At 38.0% G+C, this 22,407-nt stretch carries 19 protein-coding genes and 1 pseudogene; 18 read left to right on the plus strand and 2 right to left on the minus strand.

Annotated features, from left to right (window positions below; translation table 11 throughout):
- Positions 1–241: 241 nt before the first annotated feature.
- From BQ5341_RS00490 to BQ5341_RS00525, 8 genes and pseudogenes are all read left to right on the plus strand, one after another.
- Positions 242–1,342, plus strand: coding sequence for a PIN/TRAM domain-containing protein (locus BQ5341_RS00490; RefSeq protein WP_071130119.1), 1,101 nt, complete (start codon positions 242–244; stop codon positions 1,340–1,342).
- Between the two features lie 126 nt (positions 1,343–1,468).
- Positions 1,469–2,932 carry a glutamate--tRNA ligase gene (gene gltX / locus BQ5341_RS00495; protein ID WP_071130120.1) on the plus strand — a complete coding sequence of 488 codons (1,464 nt, stop codon included), beginning with the start codon at positions 1,469–1,471 and terminating at the stop codon, positions 2,930–2,932.
- A gap of 235 nt (positions 2,933–3,167) precedes the next feature.
- Positions 3,168–4,592, plus strand: a complete 1,425-nt coding sequence (gene cysS / locus BQ5341_RS00500; RefSeq protein ID WP_071130121.1) for a cysteine--tRNA ligase — start codon at positions 3,168–3,170, stop codon at positions 4,590–4,592.
- On the plus strand, positions 4,585–4,983 hold the full coding sequence (locus tag BQ5341_RS00505; RefSeq protein ID WP_071130122.1) for a Mini-ribonuclease 3: 399 nt from the start codon (positions 4,585–4,587) through the stop codon (positions 4,981–4,983). The genes cysS and BQ5341_RS00505 overlap by 8 nt, the downstream gene beginning before the upstream one ends.
- Positions 4,961–5,881, plus strand: a complete 921-nt coding sequence (gene rlmB / locus BQ5341_RS00510) for a 23S rRNA (guanosine(2251)-2'-O)-methyltransferase RlmB (protein ID WP_407920121.1) — start codon at positions 4,961–4,963, stop codon at positions 5,879–5,881. The genes BQ5341_RS00505 and rlmB overlap by 23 nt, the downstream gene beginning before the upstream one ends.
- Before the next feature lie 4 nt (positions 5,882–5,885).
- Positions 5,886–6,401 (plus strand): annotated as a pseudogene (locus tag BQ5341_RS00515) (NYN domain-containing protein); the annotation flags it as partial.
- A 604-nt stretch (positions 6,402–7,005) separates the two neighbouring features.
- The gene (locus BQ5341_RS00520) at positions 7,006–7,227 is read left to right on the plus strand and encodes a hypothetical protein (protein WP_071130124.1); all 222 of its coding nucleotides are present in this window, start codon (positions 7,006–7,008) and stop codon (positions 7,225–7,227) included.
- A gap of 56 nt (positions 7,228–7,283) precedes the next feature.
- A complete protein-coding gene (locus BQ5341_RS00525) occupies positions 7,284–8,456 on the plus strand; it encodes a hypothetical protein (RefSeq protein WP_071130125.1) in 1,173 nt (390 codons plus the stop codon).
- 52 nt (positions 8,457–8,508) lie between these two features.
- On the opposite strand, the gene BQ5341_RS00530 is transcribed toward BQ5341_RS00525, so the two are convergent.
- Both BQ5341_RS00530 and BQ5341_RS00535 read right to left on the minus strand, forming a co-directional pair.
- Positions 8,509–9,132, minus strand: coding sequence for a GyrI-like domain-containing protein (locus BQ5341_RS00530; RefSeq protein ID WP_071130126.1), 624 nt, complete (start codon positions 9,130–9,132; stop codon positions 8,509–8,511).
- Positions 9,133–9,144: 12 nt separating this feature from the next.
- Positions 9,145–9,987, minus strand: coding sequence for a Cof-type HAD-IIB family hydrolase (locus BQ5341_RS00535; protein WP_083378543.1), 843 nt, complete (start codon positions 9,985–9,987; stop codon positions 9,145–9,147).
- Between the two features lie 151 nt (positions 9,988–10,138).
- On the opposite strand from BQ5341_RS00535, the gene BQ5341_RS00540 reads away from it, so the two are divergent.
- From BQ5341_RS00540 to oppC, 10 genes are all read left to right on the plus strand, one after another.
- Positions 10,139–10,531 (plus strand): CidA/LrgA family protein, encoded by a 393-nt coding sequence (locus BQ5341_RS00540; protein ID WP_071130127.1) that lies wholly within the window; start codon positions 10,139–10,141, stop codon positions 10,529–10,531.
- A complete protein-coding gene (locus BQ5341_RS00545; RefSeq protein WP_071130128.1) occupies positions 10,528–11,220 on the plus strand; it encodes an LrgB family protein in 693 nt (230 codons plus the stop codon). Before BQ5341_RS00540 ends, BQ5341_RS00545 begins: the two co-directional genes overlap by 4 nt.
- 362 nt (positions 11,221–11,582) lie before the next feature.
- Positions 11,583–12,134, plus strand: a complete 552-nt coding sequence (locus BQ5341_RS00550; RefSeq protein ID WP_071130129.1) for a biotin transporter BioY — start codon at positions 11,583–11,585, stop codon at positions 12,132–12,134.
- Between the two features lie 56 nt (positions 12,135–12,190).
- Entirely contained in the window at positions 12,191–12,922 is a 732-nt protein-coding gene (locus tag BQ5341_RS00555; protein WP_071130130.1) for a DUF5105 domain-containing protein, read from the plus strand.
- Positions 12,923–13,013: 91 nt separating this feature from the next.
- Entirely contained in the window at positions 13,014–13,481 is a 468-nt protein-coding gene (locus BQ5341_RS00560; RefSeq protein ID WP_071130131.1) for a Dps family protein, read from the plus strand.
- A gap of 238 nt (positions 13,482–13,719) precedes the next feature.
- Positions 13,720–15,954, plus strand: a complete 2,235-nt coding sequence (locus tag BQ5341_RS00565) for an ATP-binding cassette domain-containing protein (protein WP_235836349.1) — start codon at positions 13,720–13,722, stop codon at positions 15,952–15,954.
- 127 nt (positions 15,955–16,081) lie between these two features.
- A complete protein-coding gene (locus BQ5341_RS00570) occupies positions 16,082–17,086 on the plus strand; it encodes a phosphodiester glycosidase family protein (protein ID WP_071130133.1) in 1,005 nt (334 codons plus the stop codon).
- Positions 17,087–17,890: 804 nt separating this feature from the next.
- Complete coding sequence (locus tag BQ5341_RS00580; RefSeq protein WP_071130135.1) at positions 17,891–19,888, plus strand: peptide ABC transporter substrate-binding protein; 1,998 nt, start codon at positions 17,891–17,893, stop codon at positions 19,886–19,888.
- Between the two features lie 88 nt (positions 19,889–19,976).
- Positions 19,977–21,470: an ABC transporter permease gene (locus BQ5341_RS00585; RefSeq protein WP_071130136.1), complete on the plus strand. Its 1,494-nt coding sequence runs from the start codon at positions 19,977–19,979 to the stop codon at positions 21,468–21,470.
- 1 nt (position 21,471) lies between these two features.
- A complete protein-coding gene (gene oppC / locus BQ5341_RS00590) occupies positions 21,472–22,407 on the plus strand; it encodes an oligopeptide ABC transporter permease OppC (RefSeq protein ID WP_071130137.1) in 936 nt (311 codons plus the stop codon).

The following is a 22,407-nucleotide window of genomic DNA, read 5'->3' on the forward strand; positions in this document are numbered from 1 at the left end:
GGAACATTCGCCAGAAGAATTATCTTTTTTCCTAGTCGCTGCGCTTAACACACCGAAAAAAAGGTTGTCGCAAGCGCGGTTAATGGCGTAGGAAAATAGGAAAATTTTTGAAAATTGCTTTTTGATTTTTAAATAATTTTATCTTTTTCCCTAGCCATTGCGCTTAAGACACCGTAAAAAAGTTACAACAAACAACAAACACAAAACAAAAATCTCAAAAAAACTAAAAAGGAGGATTTCTATGCAAAAACGAGTGATCATGATTCTAATGATCTTACTTGGTGTTACGTTGGGCATTTCATTTTTACCGGATGCTTGGCACGCGTTACAGTTGGATAATACGAATTGGCTGAACAATGTTTTAACAAATGCGGTGCTTGGTGCTATTATTTCTTTTATTATTGCAATGTTTTCCGCAAAATACATTGTTTCTGGGATTAAACGTATTGAAAAAGCTGTCAGCGAATTGTCCTTAACTTATTTATTATTTGGTTCGCTGGGGGCGATTTTAGGGCTCATTATTGGGGTTTTGGTTTCCATTCCACTTTATAATGTGCCGCTGCCATTAGTTAATTTGGCTTTGCCGATTTTTATTATGGTTTTTCTTGGCTACCTCGGCTTTAAAGTGGGCACCACCCGCATTGAAGAGTGGAGTAAATTATTTGCCGGCAAGAAAAAGGAAAAAGAAGGCGAAGTGCTGGAGCGCAAAGTGGGGGATCATTTTCATAAATATAAAATTCTTGACACGTCTGTCATTATTGATGGGCGGATTTACGATATTGCTAAGACGGGCTTTTTAGAAGGCGTGCTTTTGATTCCGAATTTCGTGTTGTACGAATTGCAATATATTGCAGACTCCGGCGACTCTTTAAAGCGTGTCCGCGGTCGGCGTGGTCTAGATATTTTAAATGCTTTGCAAAAAGAAGAAGATATTTCTGTTGAAATGTACGACGGCGATTTTGAAGAAATTTCTGAAGTCGATAGTAAACTGATTAAGTTGGCCAAATTGTTAGACGGCATCGTGGTGACTAACGATTATAATTTGAATAAAGTTTCTGAATTTCAAAATGTGCCCGTGCTAAATATTAACGCATTAGCTAACGCCGTGAAACCAGTGGTGATTCCGGGTGAAAATATGCATGTGCTAGTGGTGAAAGCCGGCACCGAGCGCCAACAAGGAGTCGCTTATCTAGATGATGGCACTATGATTGTCGTAGAAGACGGGCAACATTATATGAATCAAAATATTGAAGTTGTAGTTACAAGTGCTTTGCAAACGGCAGCCGGGCGAATGATTTTTGCTAAGCCAGTTCACGCGACTAAAAACATCGCCGAGAAATAAAAATTTTATTGGATAAATCTCGGTGAAAGTTTGGAAAATAAAGGATTTGTCCTTTACTATTTCACTAATTAACGTTAAAATTTTCATGAAAGAGCTTGAATTAAAATAAGAAAGAGGCGTGTCTTAATGACTAAAAAAGTTCGTGTTCGTTACGCACCATCTCCAACAGGTCATCTACACATCGGCAATGCTCGGACGGCGTTGTTTAATTATTTATTTGCTCGTCATAATGGCGGCGATTTTATTATTCGGATTGAAGATACTGACTTAAAACGGAATATTGAAGACGGCGAAAAATCTCAGCTAGATAATTTGGCTTGGTTAGGAATGGATTGGGACGAATCACCTGACAAACCAGGAGCATACGGTCCTTACCGTCAATCAGAACGTGGCGAAATTTATCAACCGTTAATTGATCAATTATTATTAAGCAATCATGCGTATCGTTGTTTCTGTACGGAAGAAGAATTAGAAGCTGAACGGGAAGAACAACGGGCTCGCGGCGAAATGCCTCATTACGGTGGCAAATGTGCCAACTTAACACCGAAAGAACAAGCGCAAAAAGCAGCAGATGGTTTTGAAAGTGTGGTACGTTTCCGCGTTCCGAAAAATACAGAATTTGAATTTATTGATATGGTTAAAGGTCATATTCAATTTGAATCTGATTCAGTCGGTGGCGATTTTGTAATTCAAAAACGCGACGGCATGCCAACGTATAATTTTGCCGTAGCTGTGGATGATCACTTGATGAAAATTACGCACGTGTTGCGTGGCGATGATCATATTGCCAACACGCCAAAACAATTGATGGTTTACGAAGCATTCGAATGGACGCCACCAATTTTTGGTCATATGACTTTAATTATTAATTCTGAAACAGGTAAAAAATTATCCAAACGCGACGAATCTATTTTACAATTCATCGAACAATACAAAGATCTTGGCTACTTGCCAGAAGCGATGTTTAACTTTATCGCTTTACTAGGCTGGTCACCAGTCGGGGAAGAAGAAATTTTCTCCCAAGAAGAATTAATCAAATTATTTGACGAGCATCGCTTGTCTAAATCGCCAGCGGCCTTCGATGCTAAGAAATTAGCTTGGGTCAGCAACCAATATATGAAAAAAATGGATGTTAAAGATTTGGCAGCCATGTGCTTACCTCATTTTGTAAAAGCGGGTCTTTTGCCTGAAGACTTAAGCGCTGATCAAAAAGTTTGGTTGGAAAAATTAGTTTCTTTATACCAAGAACAAATGAGTTTTGCCGCTGAAATTGTTGAGTTATCGGAATTATTTTTTGCCGATCATCCAACGTTAGATGATGCAGCGCGCGAAGTTTTAGCTGAGGAAAATGCGAGTGCTGTTGTGGCTGATTTTGCTGAAAAATTTGCTAAACTAGATGTTGTCAATAACGAAACTGTTTTAGCAACGATTAAAGCCGTCCAAAAAGATATCGGCATCAAAGGAAAAAATTTGTGGATGCCAATTCGTGTCGTAACAACTGGCCAAACTCATGGTCCAGGATTAGGCGAAGCGATTGAACTTTTGGGCAAAGAAAAAACTTTAGCTCATATCAAAGAATTAACGAAATAAGACTTAAAAAGCGCGCTTCGAAAAATTTGGAGCGCGCTTTTTTTAATTTCTCGACTACTAGAAAAATCCCTTGAAAGATAGTACACTGAAGGTGGAGAAGACTTATTTGTTTTCAGTTTTAATGGGCAAATAAATTTTTCGAGGAATTTATTTTTGAGTCGGCATTTAATCATTTAGCTGATGGACGGCTCAATCTTTCTAGGTAAAATTTTCCAAAAGAAAGGATGGAAATTTTTTGATTCAATTGTATAACACCCTCACGCGCACTAAAGAACCGTTTATTCCGCTCGTGTCTGGACAAGTGTCGATCTATGTTTGTGGGCCGACTGTCTATAATTATATTCATATCGGCAATGCTCGTTCGGCGATTGCTTTTGATACGATTCGGCGCTATTTTGAATATCGGGGTTTTGCGGTGAATTATGTTTCGAATTTTACGGATGTGGATGACAAAATTATTCACGCCGGCCAAACGTTAGGTTTAACGCCAGGGGAAGTGGCGGAGAAATTTATTGCTGCTTTTAAAGAAGATGCCGCGGCTTTAAATATTCAACCGGCGACTACTAATCCGCAAGTGACAGAATTTATCCCGCAAATTATTGCGTTTATTCAAGATTTAATTGAAAAAGGATTTGCTTACGAAAGTTTTGGCGATGTTTATTTTCGCACTCGGAAATTTAAAAATTACGGGCAACTTTCCGGCAAAAAAATTGACGAATTAGAAATCGGTGCCAGCCAACGAACCGGTCAAGAACAAGAGCGCAAAGAAGATCCGATTGATTTTGCTTTGTGGAAAGCAGTTAAACCGGGCGAAATTTTTTGGGAAGCGCCATTTGGTCCAGGGCGTCCCGGGTGGCATATTGAGTGTTCCGTGATGGCGACTCAACTTTTGGGCCCGACGATTGATATTCATGGGGGCGGTCAAGATTTGGAATTTCCCCATCATGAAAATGAAATTGCCCAAAGCGAATCAGAAACTGGTCAAAAGTTTGCCAATTATTGGATGCACAATGCCTTTGTTACAGTAGGTTCCGACGATGAAAAAATGAGCAAATCTTTAGGAAATTTTGTCACCGTCCACGATTTATTGCACACTGTTGACGGACAAGTGGTCCGCTTTTTAATGGCGACGACCCAATATCGTCGGCCGATTCGTTTTTCTAAAGAAAGTTTAGCTGAAGCCAAAAATAATCTTACTAAAATTCAAACGGCTTTTGATAATGCCAGCTTTTTATTGACGAAAGATATCGCTGAAACGAATAATTTGGACGGGGAAAATCTATTATCAATTGATCAATTTGAAAAACAATTTCAAGTGGCGATGGATGATGATTTTAATGCTGCTAATGGTTTGACGGCAGTCTATGATTTTGTTCGCTGGCTGAATAGTTATAGCGAGACGGAAGAAATTTCTCGCCTCGTTTTAAATGAATCTTTGACTAGTCTAACAAAAATAGTGAGCGTCTTTGGACTTGATTTGGCGCCAACTCAGACGGAGTCGTTAGATCATGAAATCGATGATTTAATTGAGCAACGAAATGCTGCCCGCGATGCTAAAGATTTTGCCAAAAGTGATGCGATTCGCGATCAGTTAAAAGCCCAAGGAATTGTTTTAGAAGATACGCCGCAAGGTACCCGCTGGAGGAAAATAAATGAATGATCTCTCTTTATTATCAGGCTTAACGCTAGCTTATGTTGGTGACGCCACTTATGAAATTTTCATCCGGCGCCATCTAGTAGAAATTGGGCAAACCCGTCCCAACACTTTGCATCGGCTGGCGACGCATTATGTTTCCGCCAAAGCCCAAGCGTTCTTAATGGAAAAAATGCTAGTTGAAAATGTTTTGACAGAAGTTGAAGTGAATATTTACAAACGCGGGCGCAACGCTAAAAGTCATACTTTTGCTAAAAATGCCGACGTGACTACTTATCGGGTGGCCACAGGATTTGAAGCGGTCTTTGGTTATTTAGATTTAACAGGAGAAAAAGCGCGGGTAGAAGAGTTAGCTGCCTGGTGCATCGAAAAAATTGAGGAGGCCGGAAATGAATAAACACCAAGAAAAAAATTTCTCTGGAGAAAAGAAAAAACGGCCAAGTCAGAGTCGTACTGATGAAAAACGTGGAGGACAAAATCGTTCCACTGAAAAACGCGATAACAAGCGTTCAGGAAAAAATCGTTTCGACCAAGTCGATCAATTAAATAAGCAAGATGAAATTGAAACGCCAGAAACAAATGAAATTGCATACGGCTATCACGCCGTGGTGGAAGTTTTAAAACAAGGAAAAGTTAATAAATTATTTTTACAAGCAGACGGCAAAGGGCAAAATTTTGAAACAGTAAAAGCACTGGCTCAAGAAAATCTTGTCCCGGTTAAATGGGTGCCAAAATCTAAACTCGATTTACTGACTGACGATGGCATTCACCAAGGATTTGTCGCCGGCACGACGCCTTATGAATATTTAACACTAGACGCACTTTTGGAGAAAACGGAAAATCCTAATCCATTTTTCGTTTTACTAGATGAGCTGGAAGATCCTCATAATTTGGGGAGCATTTTAAGAACGGCAGATGCCGCTGGTGTCGATGGAATTATTTTGCCGAAGCATCGGGCAGTGGGCGTAACAGGTACAGTTGTGAAAACTTCGACGGGTGCGGTGGAATACGTGCCGATTGCTCGCGTGGTCAATGTCAATATGGCGGTGAAAAAATTAAAAGAAGCTGGCTTTTGGATTTTCGGAACGGATATGGAAGGTACAAACTTCAAAGAGTGGAATGCCACTGGAAAAATTGTTTTAATCATTGGTAATGAAGGACGAGGAATATCGGCTGGTTTGAAAAAAGAAGTCGACGAAATGCTGACCATTCCCATGAACGGTCACGTCCAAAGTTTAAACGCCAGTGTGGCGGCGGCTATTTTAATCTATGAAGCATTTATGAAACGGAGGTGACACCATGAAAAAAGAATTATTAATTGTCGATGGCTACAATATGATCGGCGCATGGCCAGAACTAGTGGCTTTGAAGGATAAAAATTTGTTGGAAGAAGCACGGGAACAATTGCTAAAAAAATTATCCAACTACGCTAAATTTGAAGATTTGGAAATTATCGTTGTTTTTGACGCGCAATTTGTTCCAGGCATCACTCAAACGTATAACAAATATTCATTAGAAGTAATTTTCACCGAGGAAGGTCAAACTGCCGACAGCTATATTGAAAAAATGGCCGGTGAAAAAAATAATCGCCTGACCCAAGTAGCCGTGGCAACATCAGACTTGGCAGAACAATGGGTGGTCTTTTCCCAAGGCGCACTACGAGTTTCGGCTAATGAATTATTTAAACGTATTAAAAAAGCCGAAGAACAAATTCGCGGCAAAATGGAAGATGTTAAATTTGAAAATTTCCGCCGCAACTCACCTTGGAATGAAGGTCAATTAGATCAGCTTGATACTAAGTTGACGCAGTTGTCTGGGGCTCCACGCTTAAATAAAGTGGAACTAAAAGGGAAATTACCACAAACAAAAGAAAATAATCCCACCCACAGAATGTCTAAAAAACCTATCAATAATCTTGCGGCCACTAAAGCCAAACGCGGCTCAAAGAAAAATCCGAACCGCAAAACACCTTAAATTTAAGCAAAAAACAAAAACCAAAGCGCAAATGTGCTTTGGTTTTTTGTATCAGCAAAAAAGTTTTTGCAATATTTAAAAAACATTCCTAAATGAAAAAACAAAAATAAGCTAACAAAAATATTTGTAAATTTTTGCGAGTCAAGAAATAATTAAATGCAAATTTTCCAATATTGATAGTATTTTAAAAAATGATATTTAGCGAATAAATAATTTTTAGAAAAATTAAATAACAACTCATAAAGTAAAACCAAAAATTAAAAAACAGTCAAGATTTGGGAAGGTGTGATTAAAGCTTAAAAGCTGTTAAAAAGGAGATTAAAGCCCTTGCATTGTGTTTGCGAGATGTTATAATCGTTTTATAATAAAAAGACTGTTTTTAGGGGATGGTTAAAATGAAAAAATTTTTACAATCGTTTTAACTGCAGCTTCTCTTGGCTCAGCAATGCTACTTGTCAAACCAAAAGAAGTTGAAGCGGCCGTTCCCCGAATTCGAGCGGCGTATGTCATCGACTATATTGACGAGAATGGTCAAACGTTTTTTATAGATTTATACTATTCTAATAAATTTTTATCGCAAAAAATTGTTAATCCAAATGGGTCTGTAGATTATATTTATAGCATTGATGGTGGTAATTTTGAGTACTACGGAAATACTGTCCATTAATTCGTATCAAAATGGCGTGCTAACATATTCAGTTAACACGCCATTTTAAAAAAGAGGTGAATGTTATTTTTGAGTTAAAAAACTTTTTAACAAATAAGATTTTCTTTTTATTAATTCTCACCTTTAGTTTACTGATGGGTTTTGATATTTGGCGACTTACAGTTGTTGTGCCTTTTATTCAAACTATTTATCAAGTGAAAGAAAAAAATATTACTTTTATCAAAGAAAATTCTGCAGCAACAATTAATTCTTTAAAGGAATCTAGTAATAGCTATTCTCCTCAAAAAAAGGCTAGTCAAATTAAATATTTTGAAACAGTACCGCTACAGATGGAAGAATTATTGAATAAAGATGACTACCTTCAATTTAATCAACTCCATTTAAATGCCATTTTAGATGGCACTAATGTTTTGGGTATAATGGGACTAACCGGAAAGTATCCTATTTTTCAAGAAGCAATGGTTAAAAATTTAGTTGCTAATGAAATTGATGACACGGCTTTATTTGAACAAACACGTTCCTTGGGTCAAATGGGAATTATATTAAATTTGCCATTTATGACCGCACCAAGTTCTACTTTAGATAGAATACCAAATACTCAATTTATCCCGATTTTTTTATTTGGATTATCAGCTTCAGTTGCTCTTTTTTTTACTAATGATCAACGAAATCGACATGATGCATTTGTTAATTTATTACCTACTTTTCGAGGAAAAATAATTTTATTTCGTTTTATGATAGTTGCGTCTAGTTTTCTAGTTGCTGTTTTTATTTCTTTAAGCACCATTACGTTATTTCGTGGTTTGAATCCTAACTATGGATTTGGTACGTTACATTATCCATATTCCTATGTGAATCCAGCTGATGCGGCACATCCTTTCATAGTTACGATAGGGCAATATCTTTTAAAATATTTTGGATACTTAACTGTGTGGGCTGTTTTTATGACAAGTCTTGGATTTTTAGTGAGTCGGTTTACAAAAGAAGTCTTGGTAGTTTTAGGCGTTTTATGTTTGCCCCTTTTCATGAATAATCTTGGGCTACAAAGTCTAGTAGGAAAATTTTCCGGCGTCTTTCCGACAAACTATTTGCCATTTACTAATTTACTATTAAATCGTGGGGAATTGGCACTAGTTTCTGATTTGCGGGCCGTCATGGTTATTTTAAGTTGGAGCGTGTTCTTTCTGTTAGTTTCAGGCGTTGTGATTAAAGTGCGAGGACGAATTTAAAAAAATAGACCACCAAAAGTTAGGCTAAAAAGCTCAATTTTTGGTGGTCAATTTATATTTTTTCAATAGCGACGCGCAATAATGTTTTTTGCTTTTCTGGAGCGGATCTTCTTGGATCAGATAAGTAAATTTCTTGGTGGGTTTTTCCTACTCGCCGATAGCCATTTTCTTTTAAAAAAATTTCCAAAGTGGCAAAACTTTCTGCTTCATTATCATAGGGCCCGAGATGGAGAATTTGTCCGACGATTTGGGCCGGTTCTTTTTTAAAAATCAGTTCTTTGGCGAGAGTTTCTGAAATTTTGGCGGTGGCTCTTTCAATGGCTTGTTTCATAATTTCCGGTGTCACAAAATCCGGTTGTTGAATCATCAAATCATATTCAAAAAAATCTTTTTTAATTTCAGCAGCGCCAAAATATTTTTCTTGAATCGTCCAAAAACCCATCAGTGGATAAACAGTGAATGGGAAAAATCCCGGAATAGCGAAACCATTTTTTTCGCTCATGCGAATCTGGTACGCTACTGGATAAAGAGTCGCCACCCGTTCTTTAAAATCGGCCTCGTTAGGATCGCCCAAACCGTGAATACTCAAAAAATTTTGCGCCGGAATATTTAAAATCTGTGGTTTTTTAACGGCTTTATACCAAGGTTCACTTTTTCTCCATTCGTATTTTTCCATAATACTGTCTCCTTAAATCAGTTCGATTATTCTTAAAGCATTAAAAATCCCGTTGTCATCATTACTATCGGTCACAATATCAGCAGCAGCGCGCACATGTTCTTGCCCGTTAGCCATCGCCACGCCAATACCAGCTGCTTGAATCATTTCAAGATCATTATTACCATCGCCAAAAACAATAATATTTTCTGGTGTAATCTGGGCAGCGTCCGCCATTTTCAAAAGGCCCCGCGCTTTGGAATTGCCTTTAGGAATAATATCAACGCCAAATGGATGCCAGCGGACAAAATCAAACTGAGCAAAATTTTGGCGGGCAAATTGTTGGTCGAATTCTTCAGAATAAAAAGCAATCCCTTGATAAATTTCTTCTTGCAAATGGAACGTATCATCAAAATCTGGGACCAACGCTTTAAAACTATTCATGGCCATTTTTTCTTCATTAGAAATAATTTCGTGATAGCGGCGAATCGTCGATAAGTTCTGATAGACCACATCAATTCCTAGTCCGCTAGCAAACTGAACATAGTCGCTAAAAGCAGCGCGATCCAAAATTTCTTTGACCACTTGTTGATTGTCTAGAAAAGCTGCCGCACCATTGACTAGCAAATAATTTTCAAATTGCATCGAACGAATTATTTCTTCAGCTAAAAAATACGAACGCCCGGTAGCAATCGTCACCACGTGTCCAGCGGAGCGCAATTTTTTAATAGCGTCTACGGTGGAAGGCAAGACGAAACCTTGAGAATTTAAAAGCGTGCCGTCAATATCAAAAGCAATTAATTTTTTGTGAGGATTGTTTTTGTTTGACTGCATTTTTATTTGTGGTTCAATATTTGTATCTGATTTAATTTCCATAATATTCAATGACCTCCCGATAATCTGTGTACATATGCTTTCATTTTACCTTATTTTGTCTTATTTTGAAAAAATTTTTGAAAATTTGCCGTTTATGCTTTCATTTTCTGAAAAAGTGGCTATAATCAAAAAGAGCGAAGGGGGACAATTTGTGAAAATCTATCGGCAATTTTTTTATATTTTACTTTGTTCATTCATTGGTGAATTAATTAAAAGTTTGCTCGGGTTACCGATTCCTGGCAGCGTAGTAGGCATGATTATTTTATTTATTGCGTTAGAATCAAAAATTTTAAAAATCGAGGACGTCAAAGAGGCCGGAGCGTGGTTGCTTGGTAATTTGACGATTTTATTTGTACCGGCGGGCGTCGGAGTAATGGTGAGTTTTTCGGCGCTGAAAGATATTTGGTATATTTTGGCACTGGTTTCCCTGATGGTGACCGCCATTTCCATGGGAGTTGTGGGCGTGATTGTCCAAAAAATCAAGCGGCGCTTTGAAGGAAGTTATCTAGATATTGACGACAAGGCCAAGGAGGAGGACAAATGAAGGAGTTAACTAGCAATCCGTTATTTGGTTTGGTCTTATCGATTGGCGTTTTTTTGCTCGCTTCACGCCTGTTCAAAAGATTTCCATATCCATTTTTTAATCCATTAGTCGTTTCTACTGTTGTGATTATTTTATTTTTAAAACTTACCGGCATTTCTTACGACGACTATTATGAAGGCGGAAAAATGCTCAACACTTTAATCACGCCAGCGACAGTCGCACTAGGAATTCCACTTTATAATACGTTGCACTTATTAAAACGCCACGCCCGTTCGATTTTAGTCGGTATTGTCACCGGATCTTTGATCAGTGGCGTGATGATGATTTTATTCGGCCGCTTGTTTCGTTTGGAAGATGCGGTATTAATTTCTGTCGTCCCTAAAAATGTGACAACAGCGATTGCCTTAGAATTAGCTGAAGGTCTCGGCGGGATTTCGGCGGTAACTTTAGTGATGGTGATTTTTACCGGCATTTCTGGATCAATTATGAGTCCCTTTATTTTGAAATTATTTCGCGTTACTGATCCGGTGGCCCAAGGAATTGCATTAGGATCAACGGCGCACGCTATCGGCACGGCGCGGGCGATGGAACTAGGCGAAGTCCAAGGCGCCATGAGCGGCCTTTCCATCGGCGTCACCGGCACCATCACCGTCTTTGTCATGCCCGTCCTCTTGAATTTGTTAACATAGGATATTTTTTCTGCGTTTAAGGCTTATAAAAAATAGGGAAATGGTGAATGAACGGAGCGTTCAGCAGGCATTTCATCTTTTTTTCCAAGCCTTGCATAAAAAATACTGATAAATAGGATATTTTTTCTGCGTTTAAGGCTTATAAAAAATAGGGAAATGGTGAATGAACGGAACGTTCAGCAGGCATTTCATCTTTTTTTCCAAGCCTTGCATAAAAAATACCGAAAAATAGGATATTTTTTCTGCCTTAAACCAAATAAAAAAATTCGTTAGCCAGGTGCTAGCGAATTTTTTTATTCATCCAATTGTAATCGTTGCCAAAATAATTATTTTTTCGTACACTGAAAAAGAGGTAAGAAAAGATGAACAAAATAAAATTAAAAGATTGGATTTTAGCCGCTGAGTTTGCGGCCTTTATAGCCATTTTTGCGCAACTAACTATTCCATTGGCGAGTATTCCTATTACCGGTCAAACATTTGCGGTGGGCATGACGGCGACAATTTTGCCGAAAAAAACTGCTTTTTATGCGGTGGGTATTTATTTATTAATGGGACTAGTGGGTCTGCCAGTTTTTGCTGGCGGGAAATCTGGCGTCGGCGTTTTATTTGGACCTACTGGGGGATTTTTACTAGGATTTTTAGCGGCTGCGTTACTTATTTCTTTTTGGCTGGAAAAATTCGGCTACGTGACGCTTCATAGTTTGTTGGCTAATTTTTTAGGAGCGGCGGTAACTTTATTTATTGGCACTTTTTGGCTGTGGCTAGGATTAAAAATAAATTTTTCCGCCGCCCTAACCGCTGGCGCGTTGCCGTTTATATTGCCAACTCTGATCAATGCTAGTGCTTCGGCTTATCTTGGTCTGCTTGTCCGTCGCGCCCTGTTAAAGGCCCACCTCTTAAAAAACGAGCGCTAATTTTTTGACCTAGCCACTTTTTTGTGGTGAGATAAAGAAGAGAGGAGCGCTGTTTTATGTCTTTAAAAAAATTATTTATTCCGATCATTTTTCTGAGTCTTATTTTTCTGTCGGCTTGTCAAAAAGAAGAACCGATTGACGCTGAAGAGGCCGCTACTTTATTTATTAATCGGCTCGTTTACGAAAAAGAAAGTGAGGCTTTTGAAAAAAATTTCAAAGATAGCCAAGACTTAAAAGATGTGATGGACGAAAATGCGGAAAACTTCCAGCAAAATTTATTGGCAGGACTAATTACCGCTGATGAAACAATTAGTACGGAAACGGCAAACCAACTTTCTGAAAGTTTATTGACTCAAGTGCAAGAAAAAACCAGTTACGCCGCCGAAGTGAAAACGCAAGACGAATCGTCAGCTAAAATTACCTATCACGTAACTGGGTTAAATTATCCGCAAATTATTCAAAATACCGACGTCGATTTACTAACAGCTGCTCAAGGAGATAATACAATTTTAGATGATCAAGCGCGGCTGATGGCAACGATTATTGAAAGTCTGCAAAAAAATATTGACGCAGCCACAACGATTGAAACGCCACAAAATATTAGTATTACGCTAGAAAAATCCGGCACACAATGGTCTGTTACCCAAGATCAATCAGAAGCGGTGGCTAATTTATATTTAGCTTTTATTTCCGGAGCGAAAACGCAAGACGAATTGAGTGAACAACTCACGGCAGTAGCTGAAAAAGTAAATGCGGATTTAGAAGCGCAATTACAAGAAGACAATTGAGAATGGTTTTCATTTGAAGGACTTTAATTTACAAAAAACTAGGAATTGAGTAGTATTAGATTGTAATAAAGATAAAGAGGAGGAATGTTTTATGAAATACACAGAAACGAAGAAAGTTTTAAATCAATTGGTCGCCGACCTTTCTCAAGCAGTTGCCGTCATTCACCAAGCGCACTGGTACATGCGTGGTCATGGTTTCATGAATTTGCATCCTTTAATGGATACTTACATGGATCAACTTAACGATAATTTGGATGAAATTTCTGAACGCCTGATTACTTTAGACGGCGATCCTTACTCCACGCTAGAAGAATTTGCTCAACATACTGGTTTGAAGAGCCAACCTGGTACTTGGGACAAATCAATGGATGACCATATCGCACACGTGGTAGAAGTTTTCCGTTATTTACAAGGCGTTTTCCAAAAAGGAATTGACGCATCAGCCAAAGAAGGCGATGATGTAACAAATGATATTTTAATCGGCGCAAAAACGACCGTCGAAAAAAATATTTGGATGCTCCAAGCTCAACTTGGTCACGCACCTGAAATCGACAAATAAATAATGATTCAACAGAAGATCGGGGAAAAATTTCCTCGATCTTTTTTTTAGCAAGAATTCTTGACTTTGCTTGCAGAGTTGGCTAAGATAAATCTCTAAGAACTTAACACCACAAAAGGCCGCAAGATTTTTCGCTCATTTTTATTTTACTTGAGCCGAAAAACGCCTGAGTCCAAGCTAGAAAGTCAGCGCTGATTTTTTGGCTTTTTTTGTGTCTAAAAAAGGAGGAAGATATTTGGTGCAAGAATTTATTGAAATTTACGGTGCACGGGAAAATAATTTACAAAATGTGAATTTAAAAATTCCTAAACGCAAAATCACAATTTTTACCGGCGTTTCTGGTTCTGGAAAATCGTCCATTGTTTTTGAAACCATTGCTCAAGAAGCAGGACGGCAACTCAATGAAAATTTCAGCAATTTTGTTCGCGGCTTTTTGCCGAAATATACGCAACCTGATGTGGAAGAAATTAAAAATTTATCCATGGCGGTAGTTGTTGACCAAAGTCGAATTGGCGGCAACGCTCGTTCAACTTTAGGAACCATCACCGATATTTCTCCTTTATTGCGGCTACTTTTCTCCCGAGTTGGACAACCCTATGTCGGGCCGGCGTGGAATTTTTCTTTCAATGATCCTCATGGCATGTGTCCTACTTGTCAAGGTCTAGGCAAAATCGTCACCTTGAATTTAGATCACGCGCTAGATTTTTCCAAATCGCTAAATGATGGGGCCATTTTGCTGCCCGGTCATGGCGTAGGCACTTGGATGTGGAAACAATTTGTCGGCACTGACTTTTTTGATAATGATTTACCAATTAAAGATTATTCCAAAGAGCAATTGGATAAATTACTTTACGCCAAGCCGGAAAAAGTTGAGTCCCTTTTAATTGAAGGAATGAATTCGACTTATGAAGGTCTGGTGGAAAAATTCCAGCGCCAACAGATTAATACCGCCAATGTTTCTGAAGCAGCCGCCAAAAAAATGAAACCATTTCTAGCAGAAGAAAATTGTTATGCGTGTCACGGCACTCGTTTTAATCCGCAAGTTTTAGCTTGTAAAATCAATGGGCAGAACTTACCAGAGATGCTAGCTTTACAAATTGACGAACTGCTAGCAGTCTTAGCTGAAATTAAAAATGAAGAAGTGGCTCCGCTACTGGCGTCTCTTGTTGAGCGCTTAAAAAATCTCGCTGATATTGGTCTTGATTATCTCAGTTTAAATCGGCAAACCGCAACTCTTTCTGGTGGCGAAAGTCAGCGGGTCAAAATGGTTAAACATTTATCCAGCTCTTTGACAGATGTTTTATATATTTTTGACGAACCGTCAATCGGACTTCATCCCCGTGATGTCCATCGCCTCAATGAGTTGCTGAAAAAACTTCGCGATAATGGCAATACGGTGATTGTGGTGGAACACGATCCAGATGTGATTCAAATTGCCGATTATCTTATTGATGTGGGGCCGCTTGCTGGTCGCAATGGTGGGCAAATTATGTTTAGCGGCAGCTACGAAGATTTATTGAAAAGTGACACCCTCACTGGAAAAAATATGAAGCGCCAAATTCCTTTCAAAACAAATCCCCGCACGCCAAAAGAATTTTACCAAACAGAACCGTCCACGCTGCATAATTTAAAAAATACGGTGCTTAAAATTCCACAAGGTTTATTTACCGTAGTAACCGGCGTGGCAGGTTCCGGCAAATCCACTTTAGTGAATGGCGTCTTTGCCAAACAATTTCCTGAAGCGATTTTAATCGATCAATCGGCAGTCTCAACTAATATTCGCTCGAATCCGGGAACGTACACCGGAATTATGGATAATATCCGCAAATTATTTGCCGCTAAAAATAATGTTTCAGTGGGACTTTTTTCTTATAATTCACAAGGAGCTTGCCCGACTTGTGGCGGTCATGGCGTAATTAAAACCAATTTATCATTTATGGATACGGTTGAAACAGTTTGCCAAGATTGCCACGGCACCCGTTATAAAGAAGAAGTCCTCCAGTATCATCTAGGTGGAAAAAATATTGTGGATATTCTTGATTTGACGATTTCTGAGGCGCTGATCTTTTTTGAAAATAAAGATATCCTGAAAAAACTTACTTATATAGAAGAAGTTGGTCTAGGATACATGACGCTCGGTCAACCGCTGAACACATTGTCTGGCGGCGAGTGCCAACGGTTGAAGCTGGCTAAAGAGTTGAATAAAAAAGGCAATATTTATATTATGGACGAGCCTACCACTGGGCTTCATATGGCCGACATTCAATCGATTTTAAAAATTATCGACAAATTAATTGTAAAAGGCAACACGGTCATTGTCATTGAACACAACACGGAAGTTATGAAATCAGCTGACTGGTTAATTGATGTCGGCGTTGACGGCGGTATTTTCGGGGGCGAGATTTTATTTAACGGCCATCCGGAAAATTTAAAAAATGAATCCCGCTCTTTAACAGCGCAATATTTATTTTAAAAATAATGGGCAAACTAAGAACGACTCGTCAAATGGCGGTCGTTCTTTATTTTTTCTTAAACGCCATTTAAGTCTCGGTTAAGCTTGAAGTTTTACAATCACTTTAAGCAAAGAAAGTAGGTGTCTTATGAAAAAAATTGTCAAGCGCACTTTAATCACCATCTCAACTGTCGCCATTCTGGCCATTAGTGGCATCTTGATTTTTTTTAAAACAAATATTTTTCAAACGTATCGAGATCTTTGGGTGCAAACGGCCATGACTACTAGTAGTCATCAATGGCTGGCGACAACTTTTTTATCCCAAGAAGAAATTGATAATATTTTAGCCAACTATGTAGTAACTAATGATGAAAATTCTAGCGCCGCACTTGTGGCTATCACCGATACCGATACCGATAGCCAGAGCGCTACAGACAGCACCACTTCTGAAAATACGAGTATCACAGAAATATCTGGCGACACGTATACCGGTTATGTAGTGACCATTAAAGACCCCACAACTGTTCAGCTGATCAATACTTTAAACGCCGACAACACCGGCACTGAATTATCAGAAACCGTAAGTGAAAATAATATTCAAGTGGCTATTAACGCCGCCGGATTTAATTTTTCCCGTTCTCGCAGTTCTAGCGCTAATTCAGATGCGAATTCAAGTTCAGGAACGCTAGATTCACTAACAATTATCGACAGCCAACTTCTTTACGGCGATGAGACGGAAACTTATCCCATGATTGGCTTAACGGCCGAAGGAAAATTGCTTTTAGGAAATTATACTTATCAAGAAGCACTTGACGCAGGAATTGACGATGCGATTTCTTTTTCGCCATTTTTAATCGTTAATGGCAATGAACAAATTACGGAAACAGAAACTGGTGGCTACCAGCCTCGTACCGCTATTGGTCAAGCGGCAGACGGAACATTTTATTTTGTAGTCATTGAAGGAAGGTCAACAACTAGTCTGGGAGCAACATTATATGATCTGCAAGAAATTATGAAAAATCTCGGCGCTGTGAATGCTGTGAATCTTGACGGCGGCGGCTCTAGTGAACTTTTCTATGACGGCACGCTCGTTAACGATCTATCCAATGGTTCTGAACGCAGCATCCCCAATGCTTTTATCGTCACTGACTAAAAAATATAATAAAAAAAGAAGCAACGAAAGAAGATTTTTTTCTTTTCGTTGCTTCTTTTTTTAGAAAATTCTTCCAACTTTCAACAAATAAAGTTGCATTATGTTGCGTTTCGACACAAATGCAACACAAACCGTTGCATTTATCTTCGTAAAATGAGAAAATAAAACCAACACAAATTTTTTTGTGGCGAAACAATCACCTCCTCTTGAAAAAAATGGCTAATGAAAGTCATTTGTGTTGTTTGTCTAGAGGAGTTTGAAAATGAATTTTATGAAAAGAAAGTTCGGTGATGGCCTCTAAAAATGAAAAAAATGATCGTACCATCGTCTAAAGACGAATCTTTTGTCAGAGAAAATAATAGTCTGAAAATTCCGCCGAAAAAAGCGTTTTCCTTGTGAAAATGAGAAAAAAAGTAAAAAAACTTTTCAAAATTTTTTTTCGAAATACTAACTTTTTTTCGAGTTTTGTTATTTTATTATTTTTCTTTGTTGGGAAATTCAGCGTAACACATCTCTTTTTGCCAAGTATAATTATTGATTAAAATTGCAAGTATTGTTGAAGAAACAGAGAATTTTCTGTGATAATCCAATATTTTCTCTTGATAAATCAAGCTTGTGCAAGAAGGGCAAAAAAATATTTTATGCACCTATTCATCTAGAAAAATGTTATCTGACAATTCAAATATTTTTTTGAAAATCAGTTGACGACTTTCTGAAATTCTGTTATTATCATTTCAATCTCAAATGAGTTTTCTTTAATGAACGGCTTATTAAATGAGAAAAAGTGAATTTGGAGGAATACACATGCGTACACGAAATAAAGTATTTGCCACAGCCGGAGTTCTGTTAGTTTCAACTTTAGTTTTAGCAGCTTGCGGCAGCAATAATGATGAAGGCTCAAAAGATTCCACCGGCTCGTCTGAAGTATCAACAGAAGATCTACAATCTTCTTATAGCTATGTTTACTCAACTGACCCAACAACATTTGACTACACATTCTCTTCAAGAACAACTAACTCAACCCACTATGCTAACTTTGTAGAAGGTTTATTAGAAAATGACCAATACGGTAATTTAGTTGGCGCTGGCGCTGAATCTTGGGAAGTTAGCGAAGATGGCTTAACTTACACGTACAAATTACGTGAAGGAAACAAATGGGTAGATAGCCAAGGCAATGAATATGCTGATGTTACTGCTAATGACTATGTAGCAGGTTTGAAACATGCTGCTGACGCTCAATCAGAAACTTTATACTTAGTTGCAGGTTCTGTTGTAGGTTTGGCAGACTACGCAGACGGTACAAATTCTGATTTCTCACAAGTTGGCGTAAAAGCTGTTGACGACTACACAGTTGAATACACATTAAACGCTCCAGAACCTTTCTGGAATTCTAAAACAACTTACGGAATCTTATTCCCAGTTAATGAAGAATTCTTAAATGAACAAGGCGAAAACTTCGGTGCACCTGTTGCCGATTCTATCTTATATAATGGACCATTCTTGTTAACTAACTTTACTGCTAAATCTGTTATTGAATATACACGTAATGAAGCATACTGGGATAATGAAAATGTCTTCTTAGATGATATTAAATATACCTTCTATGATGGTTCTGATCCAAGTTCTTTATTTAAAGGATTTGACGACGGTACTTACGGAATGGCTCGGGTTTTCCCTAATGACGCTGGATTTGCTGATGTTGAAGCTAAATATGGCGATGACATTATCTGGTCACAAACTGGTGGGACAACTTATAACATGACCTTCAACTTGAACCGGGCAACTTACAATGCCACGACTAAAGATGAAGCTCAACAAGAAGATACACGCACAGCTATTTTAAACAAACAATTCCGTCAAGCTTTACAATTTGCTTTAGACAAAACAACGTATAACTCACAAAACGTTGGTGCAGAAGGCGCTGAAAAATCATTACGGAATACTTTTGTTCCTGGCGAATTTGTAACAATCGATGGTAAGAACTACGGTGACACAGTTGAAACAGAATTAGCTGCTTTAGATCCAGTTTGGGAAGGCGTTGACCTTGCTGATGGACAAGATGGTTACTACGATCAAGATAAAGCAAAAGAAGTTTTTGCTGTAGCTAAAGAAGCTTTAAGTGCTGAAAATGTTGAATTCCCAATTCATTTAGATCTTCCAATGGTAGAAACATCTGAAATCAATGTTAACCAAGCGAAATCTTTGAAAAAATCAATCGAAGATACTTTAGGAACTGACAATGTTGTAGTTGATATTCAATTGCTTTCTGAAGATGCATTCAATGCAGCAACTTATGATGCAACAACAGGTTCTGCTTCTGACTTTGATATCTCCACTGCTTCTGGTTGGGGTCCTGACTACACCGATCCTTCCACTTACTTGAATATTTACAATGCTGAAACAGGTGACATGTTACAAACATTAGGCCTTGATGCTACAGTTAATGTTCAAGGTGAAGATGCTGGTGCAGTTGCTAAAGAAGCTGTCGGCTTTGCCACTTATGATCAATTATTAGATGATGCAGCTGCTATTACTGACGATCTAGATGCTCGTTACACGGCTTATGCAAAAGCTGAAGCTTGGTTATTAGATGCTGTTATCCAAGTGCCAATTCGTGCTGATGGTGGTACACCTTCATTATCTCGTCAAATTCCATTTATTAAATCATATGGTTGGGCTGGGATTTCTGACTTAAAATTTAAAAATGTTAAAATTGGACAAGATCCAATTACGACAGCTGAGTATGAAGATGCTTTAGCAACATGGGAAAAAGAAAAAGAAGAATCAACTAAGGTAGAATAAAGTAGAAAAGTAAAACGTTAGTAAAAAGGCTAGCTAAATCCTAGCCTTTTTACTTGTTTTATTAATCTGATTGGTAGGAGGCAACAAGATGAAGAAATACTTTTTCTTTCGAATCATACGTTCTATAGTCAGTATTTTTTTAGTTACGACATTAACTTATGCACTAATTTATTCTTTGGTTCCTCGGCGAGCTATTTTTCAAAATGATTCAAACGTCTCGAAGCTCAAAGGTGATCCTGATAAATTAGAGGATTATAAAAATACGGCATATGGTCGGATGGACTACATTGATTATTATGGTTCCAAACAGTTAGTCGAAAAAGTACAAGAAGATTATCCAGAAGTAACAACTGAAGATACCGCCGAAAATCGCGAATTATATCAACAATGGGCGGATAATAACTCCGGTTGGGAAATCAAACAGTTTGAAATTAGCAAAGGTTTTTACGCGGTCAAAGAATTATCCTTGGTGACACGTGTTAGTCGTTTTTATAGTGATTTAATTAAAATTGATCATCCTTGGAAAATAAATGATCCAGATAATCCTGATTTGAAACGCTCCATTAAAATTGAAAATGACGACTCAGTTGGTTGGTCGTTAGTTGGTTCTGGAACCCAACATAAATACTTAATTTATTTCAACAGCCAGTTTCCATATATTCATCAAAACATAGTTACTTTTAATTTTGGGACGTCCTATCCAACATTTGCCGGACTACCTGTACTAGATGTAATTTCTGACGGGCAAGGGAAAAATAAAACTGAACAAATTATGATTGATGGGAAAGAATTCAGATCTAATGCTGATATTGCTTCTCGTGAATATACAATGACCAGTCAAATTTCTTCGTCAGCTAAAAAACAATATGACGACAATTACACAACAACGGAAAGTCTCCACGAAGATCCATCTATGGTAGGTACATCGATGCGGATGGGTATTGTGGGGGTTATTATTGCCTATCTAGTTGCAATTCCTATGTCGATTCTAATGGCCCGCTTTAAAGGGAAGTTAGTCGATAAGGTTGGGATTGCCATCGTTACAGTTTTAATTTCTGTACCTAGTTTAGCTTTTATTTATTTCTTCCGCTTTATCGGTAATAGTGCCTTTAATTTACCATTAATGTTTCCAACGCTTGGCGCGCAAGATCTTAAATCATGGATTATGCCAACGGTTATTCTTGGACTTCTTTCAGTTCCCGGACTTGTTATTTGGGTTCGCCGTTACATGATTGACCAACAATCAGCCGATTACGTAAAATTTGCTAAAGCAAAAGGCTTATCCGCTGGAGAAATTTCTCGTCGCCATATTTTTAAAAATGCGATTATTCCAATTGCCAATGGGATTCCTGGTTCTATTATTGGTGCAATTGGTGGAGCAACAATTACTGAAACAATTTTCGCCGCTCCTGGTATGGGGAAAATGTTACCTGATGCTATTAAATCTCATAACAATCCAATCGTTATCGGTTTGGTCTTAATCTTTACGACAATTTCAGTTTTGTCGGTCTTCTTAGGTGATATTACTATGACGATTGTTGACCCACGGATTAAATTAAATACGTCAAAAGGAGATGAATAAGATGGAAGTATCAAATAATAATGATAATCAAGGATTCTCCTTTGTTAAAATTGATCGTGCAGAATCAGAAAAAATTGATGCTCCAGCTTACTCCTATTGGCGCTCAGTTGCGCGGAAATTTTTCTCAAGTAAAGTAGCGATTGCCATGCTAGTTGTGATGGTAGCTGTTTTACTAATGAGTTTTATTCAACCGTTATTTAGTAATTTTGATTTAATGGATGTGACTCATATTAATGATCTAAGCCGTCGCTATAACAAACCAAATGCTGAATTTTGGTTTGGGACTGACGATAGCGGGAACTCATTATTTGATGCCGTTTGGGCAGGTGCTAAAACATCTATTTCAATTAGTGTGTTAGCAACAATTATTACGACTTTTCTTGGAGTAGTAATCGGTGCAATCTGGGGAAGTTCTAAAAAATTCGACCGGGTGATGTTGGAAGTCTATAACGTGATTTCTAACGTGCCAACTTTACTAATCGTTATCGTTTTAAGTTATAGTTTTGGTTCTGGTTTTTGGAATTTACTTTTTGCCATGTGTGTGACTAGTTGGATTGGGACAGCGTATTTTATTCGGGTCCAAGTTATGATTCGTCGGGATCAAGAATATAATTTAGCTTCTAAGACATTAGGTACACCAAAAATGCGTTTAATTACTAAAAATATTTTGCCATATTTGACTTCAGTTTTAGTGACTGATATTTCTCGGTCATTGCCAAGTTTTATTTCTTACGAAACATTCCTTTCGTTTTTAGGTGTTGGACTTGGCGCAAACGTGCCGTCATTAGGTCGTTTGATTTCTAAATACACGACCAATATGAGCAACCAACCATATTTATTCTGGATTCCAGTAGCTGTTTTAGCAACAGTGTCGGTTTCCTTATATATTGTGGGTCAAACACTGGCTGATGCCACTGATCCACGAACACACATGTAG

The sequence above is a fragment of the Enterococcus timonensis genome (assembly GCF_900104595.1).
Taxonomy (GTDB): domain Bacteria; phylum Bacillota; class Bacilli; order Lactobacillales; family Enterococcaceae; genus Enterococcus_J; species Enterococcus_J timonensis.

What these genes read in the sequence shown, in the direction of transcription:
- BQ5341_RS00490 (WP_071130119.1), top strand. Translation starts at nt 242, where the DNA reads ATGCAAAAACGAGTGATCATGATTCTAATGATCTTACTTGGTGTTACG.
- gltX (WP_071130120.1), top strand. Translation starts at nt 1,469, where the DNA reads ATGACTAAAAAAGTTCGTGTTCGTTACGCACCATCTCCAACAGGTCAT.
- BQ5341_RS00505 (WP_071130122.1), top strand. Translation starts at nt 4,585, where the DNA reads ATGAATGATCTCTCTTTATTATCAGGCTTAACGCTAGCTTATGTTGGT.
- BQ5341_RS00520 (WP_071130124.1), top strand. Translation starts at nt 7,006, where the DNA reads ATGCTACTTGTCAAACCAAAAGAAGTTGAAGCGGCCGTTCCCCGAATT.
- BQ5341_RS00530 (WP_071130126.1), bottom strand. Translation starts at nt 9,132, where the DNA reads ATGGAAAAATACGAATGGAGAAAAAGTGAACCTTGGTATAAAGCCGTT.
- BQ5341_RS00535 (WP_083378543.1), bottom strand. Translation starts at nt 9,987, where the DNA reads ATGGAAATTAAATCAGATACAAATATTGAACCACAAATAAAAATGCAG.
- BQ5341_RS00545 (WP_071130128.1), top strand. Translation starts at nt 10,528, where the DNA reads ATGAAGGAGTTAACTAGCAATCCGTTATTTGGTTTGGTCTTATCGATT.
- BQ5341_RS00550 (WP_071130129.1), top strand. Translation starts at nt 11,583, where the DNA reads ATGAACAAAATAAAATTAAAAGATTGGATTTTAGCCGCTGAGTTTGCG.
- BQ5341_RS00555 (WP_071130130.1), top strand. Translation starts at nt 12,191, where the DNA reads ATGTCTTTAAAAAAATTATTTATTCCGATCATTTTTCTGAGTCTTATT.
- BQ5341_RS00560 (WP_071130131.1), top strand. Translation starts at nt 13,014, where the DNA reads ATGAAATACACAGAAACGAAGAAAGTTTTAAATCAATTGGTCGCCGAC.
- BQ5341_RS00570 (WP_071130133.1), top strand. Translation starts at nt 16,082, where the DNA reads ATGAAAAAAATTGTCAAGCGCACTTTAATCACCATCTCAACTGTCGCC.
- BQ5341_RS00580 (WP_071130135.1), top strand. Translation starts at nt 17,891, where the DNA reads ATGCGTACACGAAATAAAGTATTTGCCACAGCCGGAGTTCTGTTAGTT.
- BQ5341_RS00585 (WP_071130136.1), top strand. Translation starts at nt 19,977, where the DNA reads ATGAAGAAATACTTTTTCTTTCGAATCATACGTTCTATAGTCAGTATT.
- oppC (WP_071130137.1), top strand. Translation starts at nt 21,472, where the DNA reads ATGGAAGTATCAAATAATAATGATAATCAAGGATTCTCCTTTGTTAAA.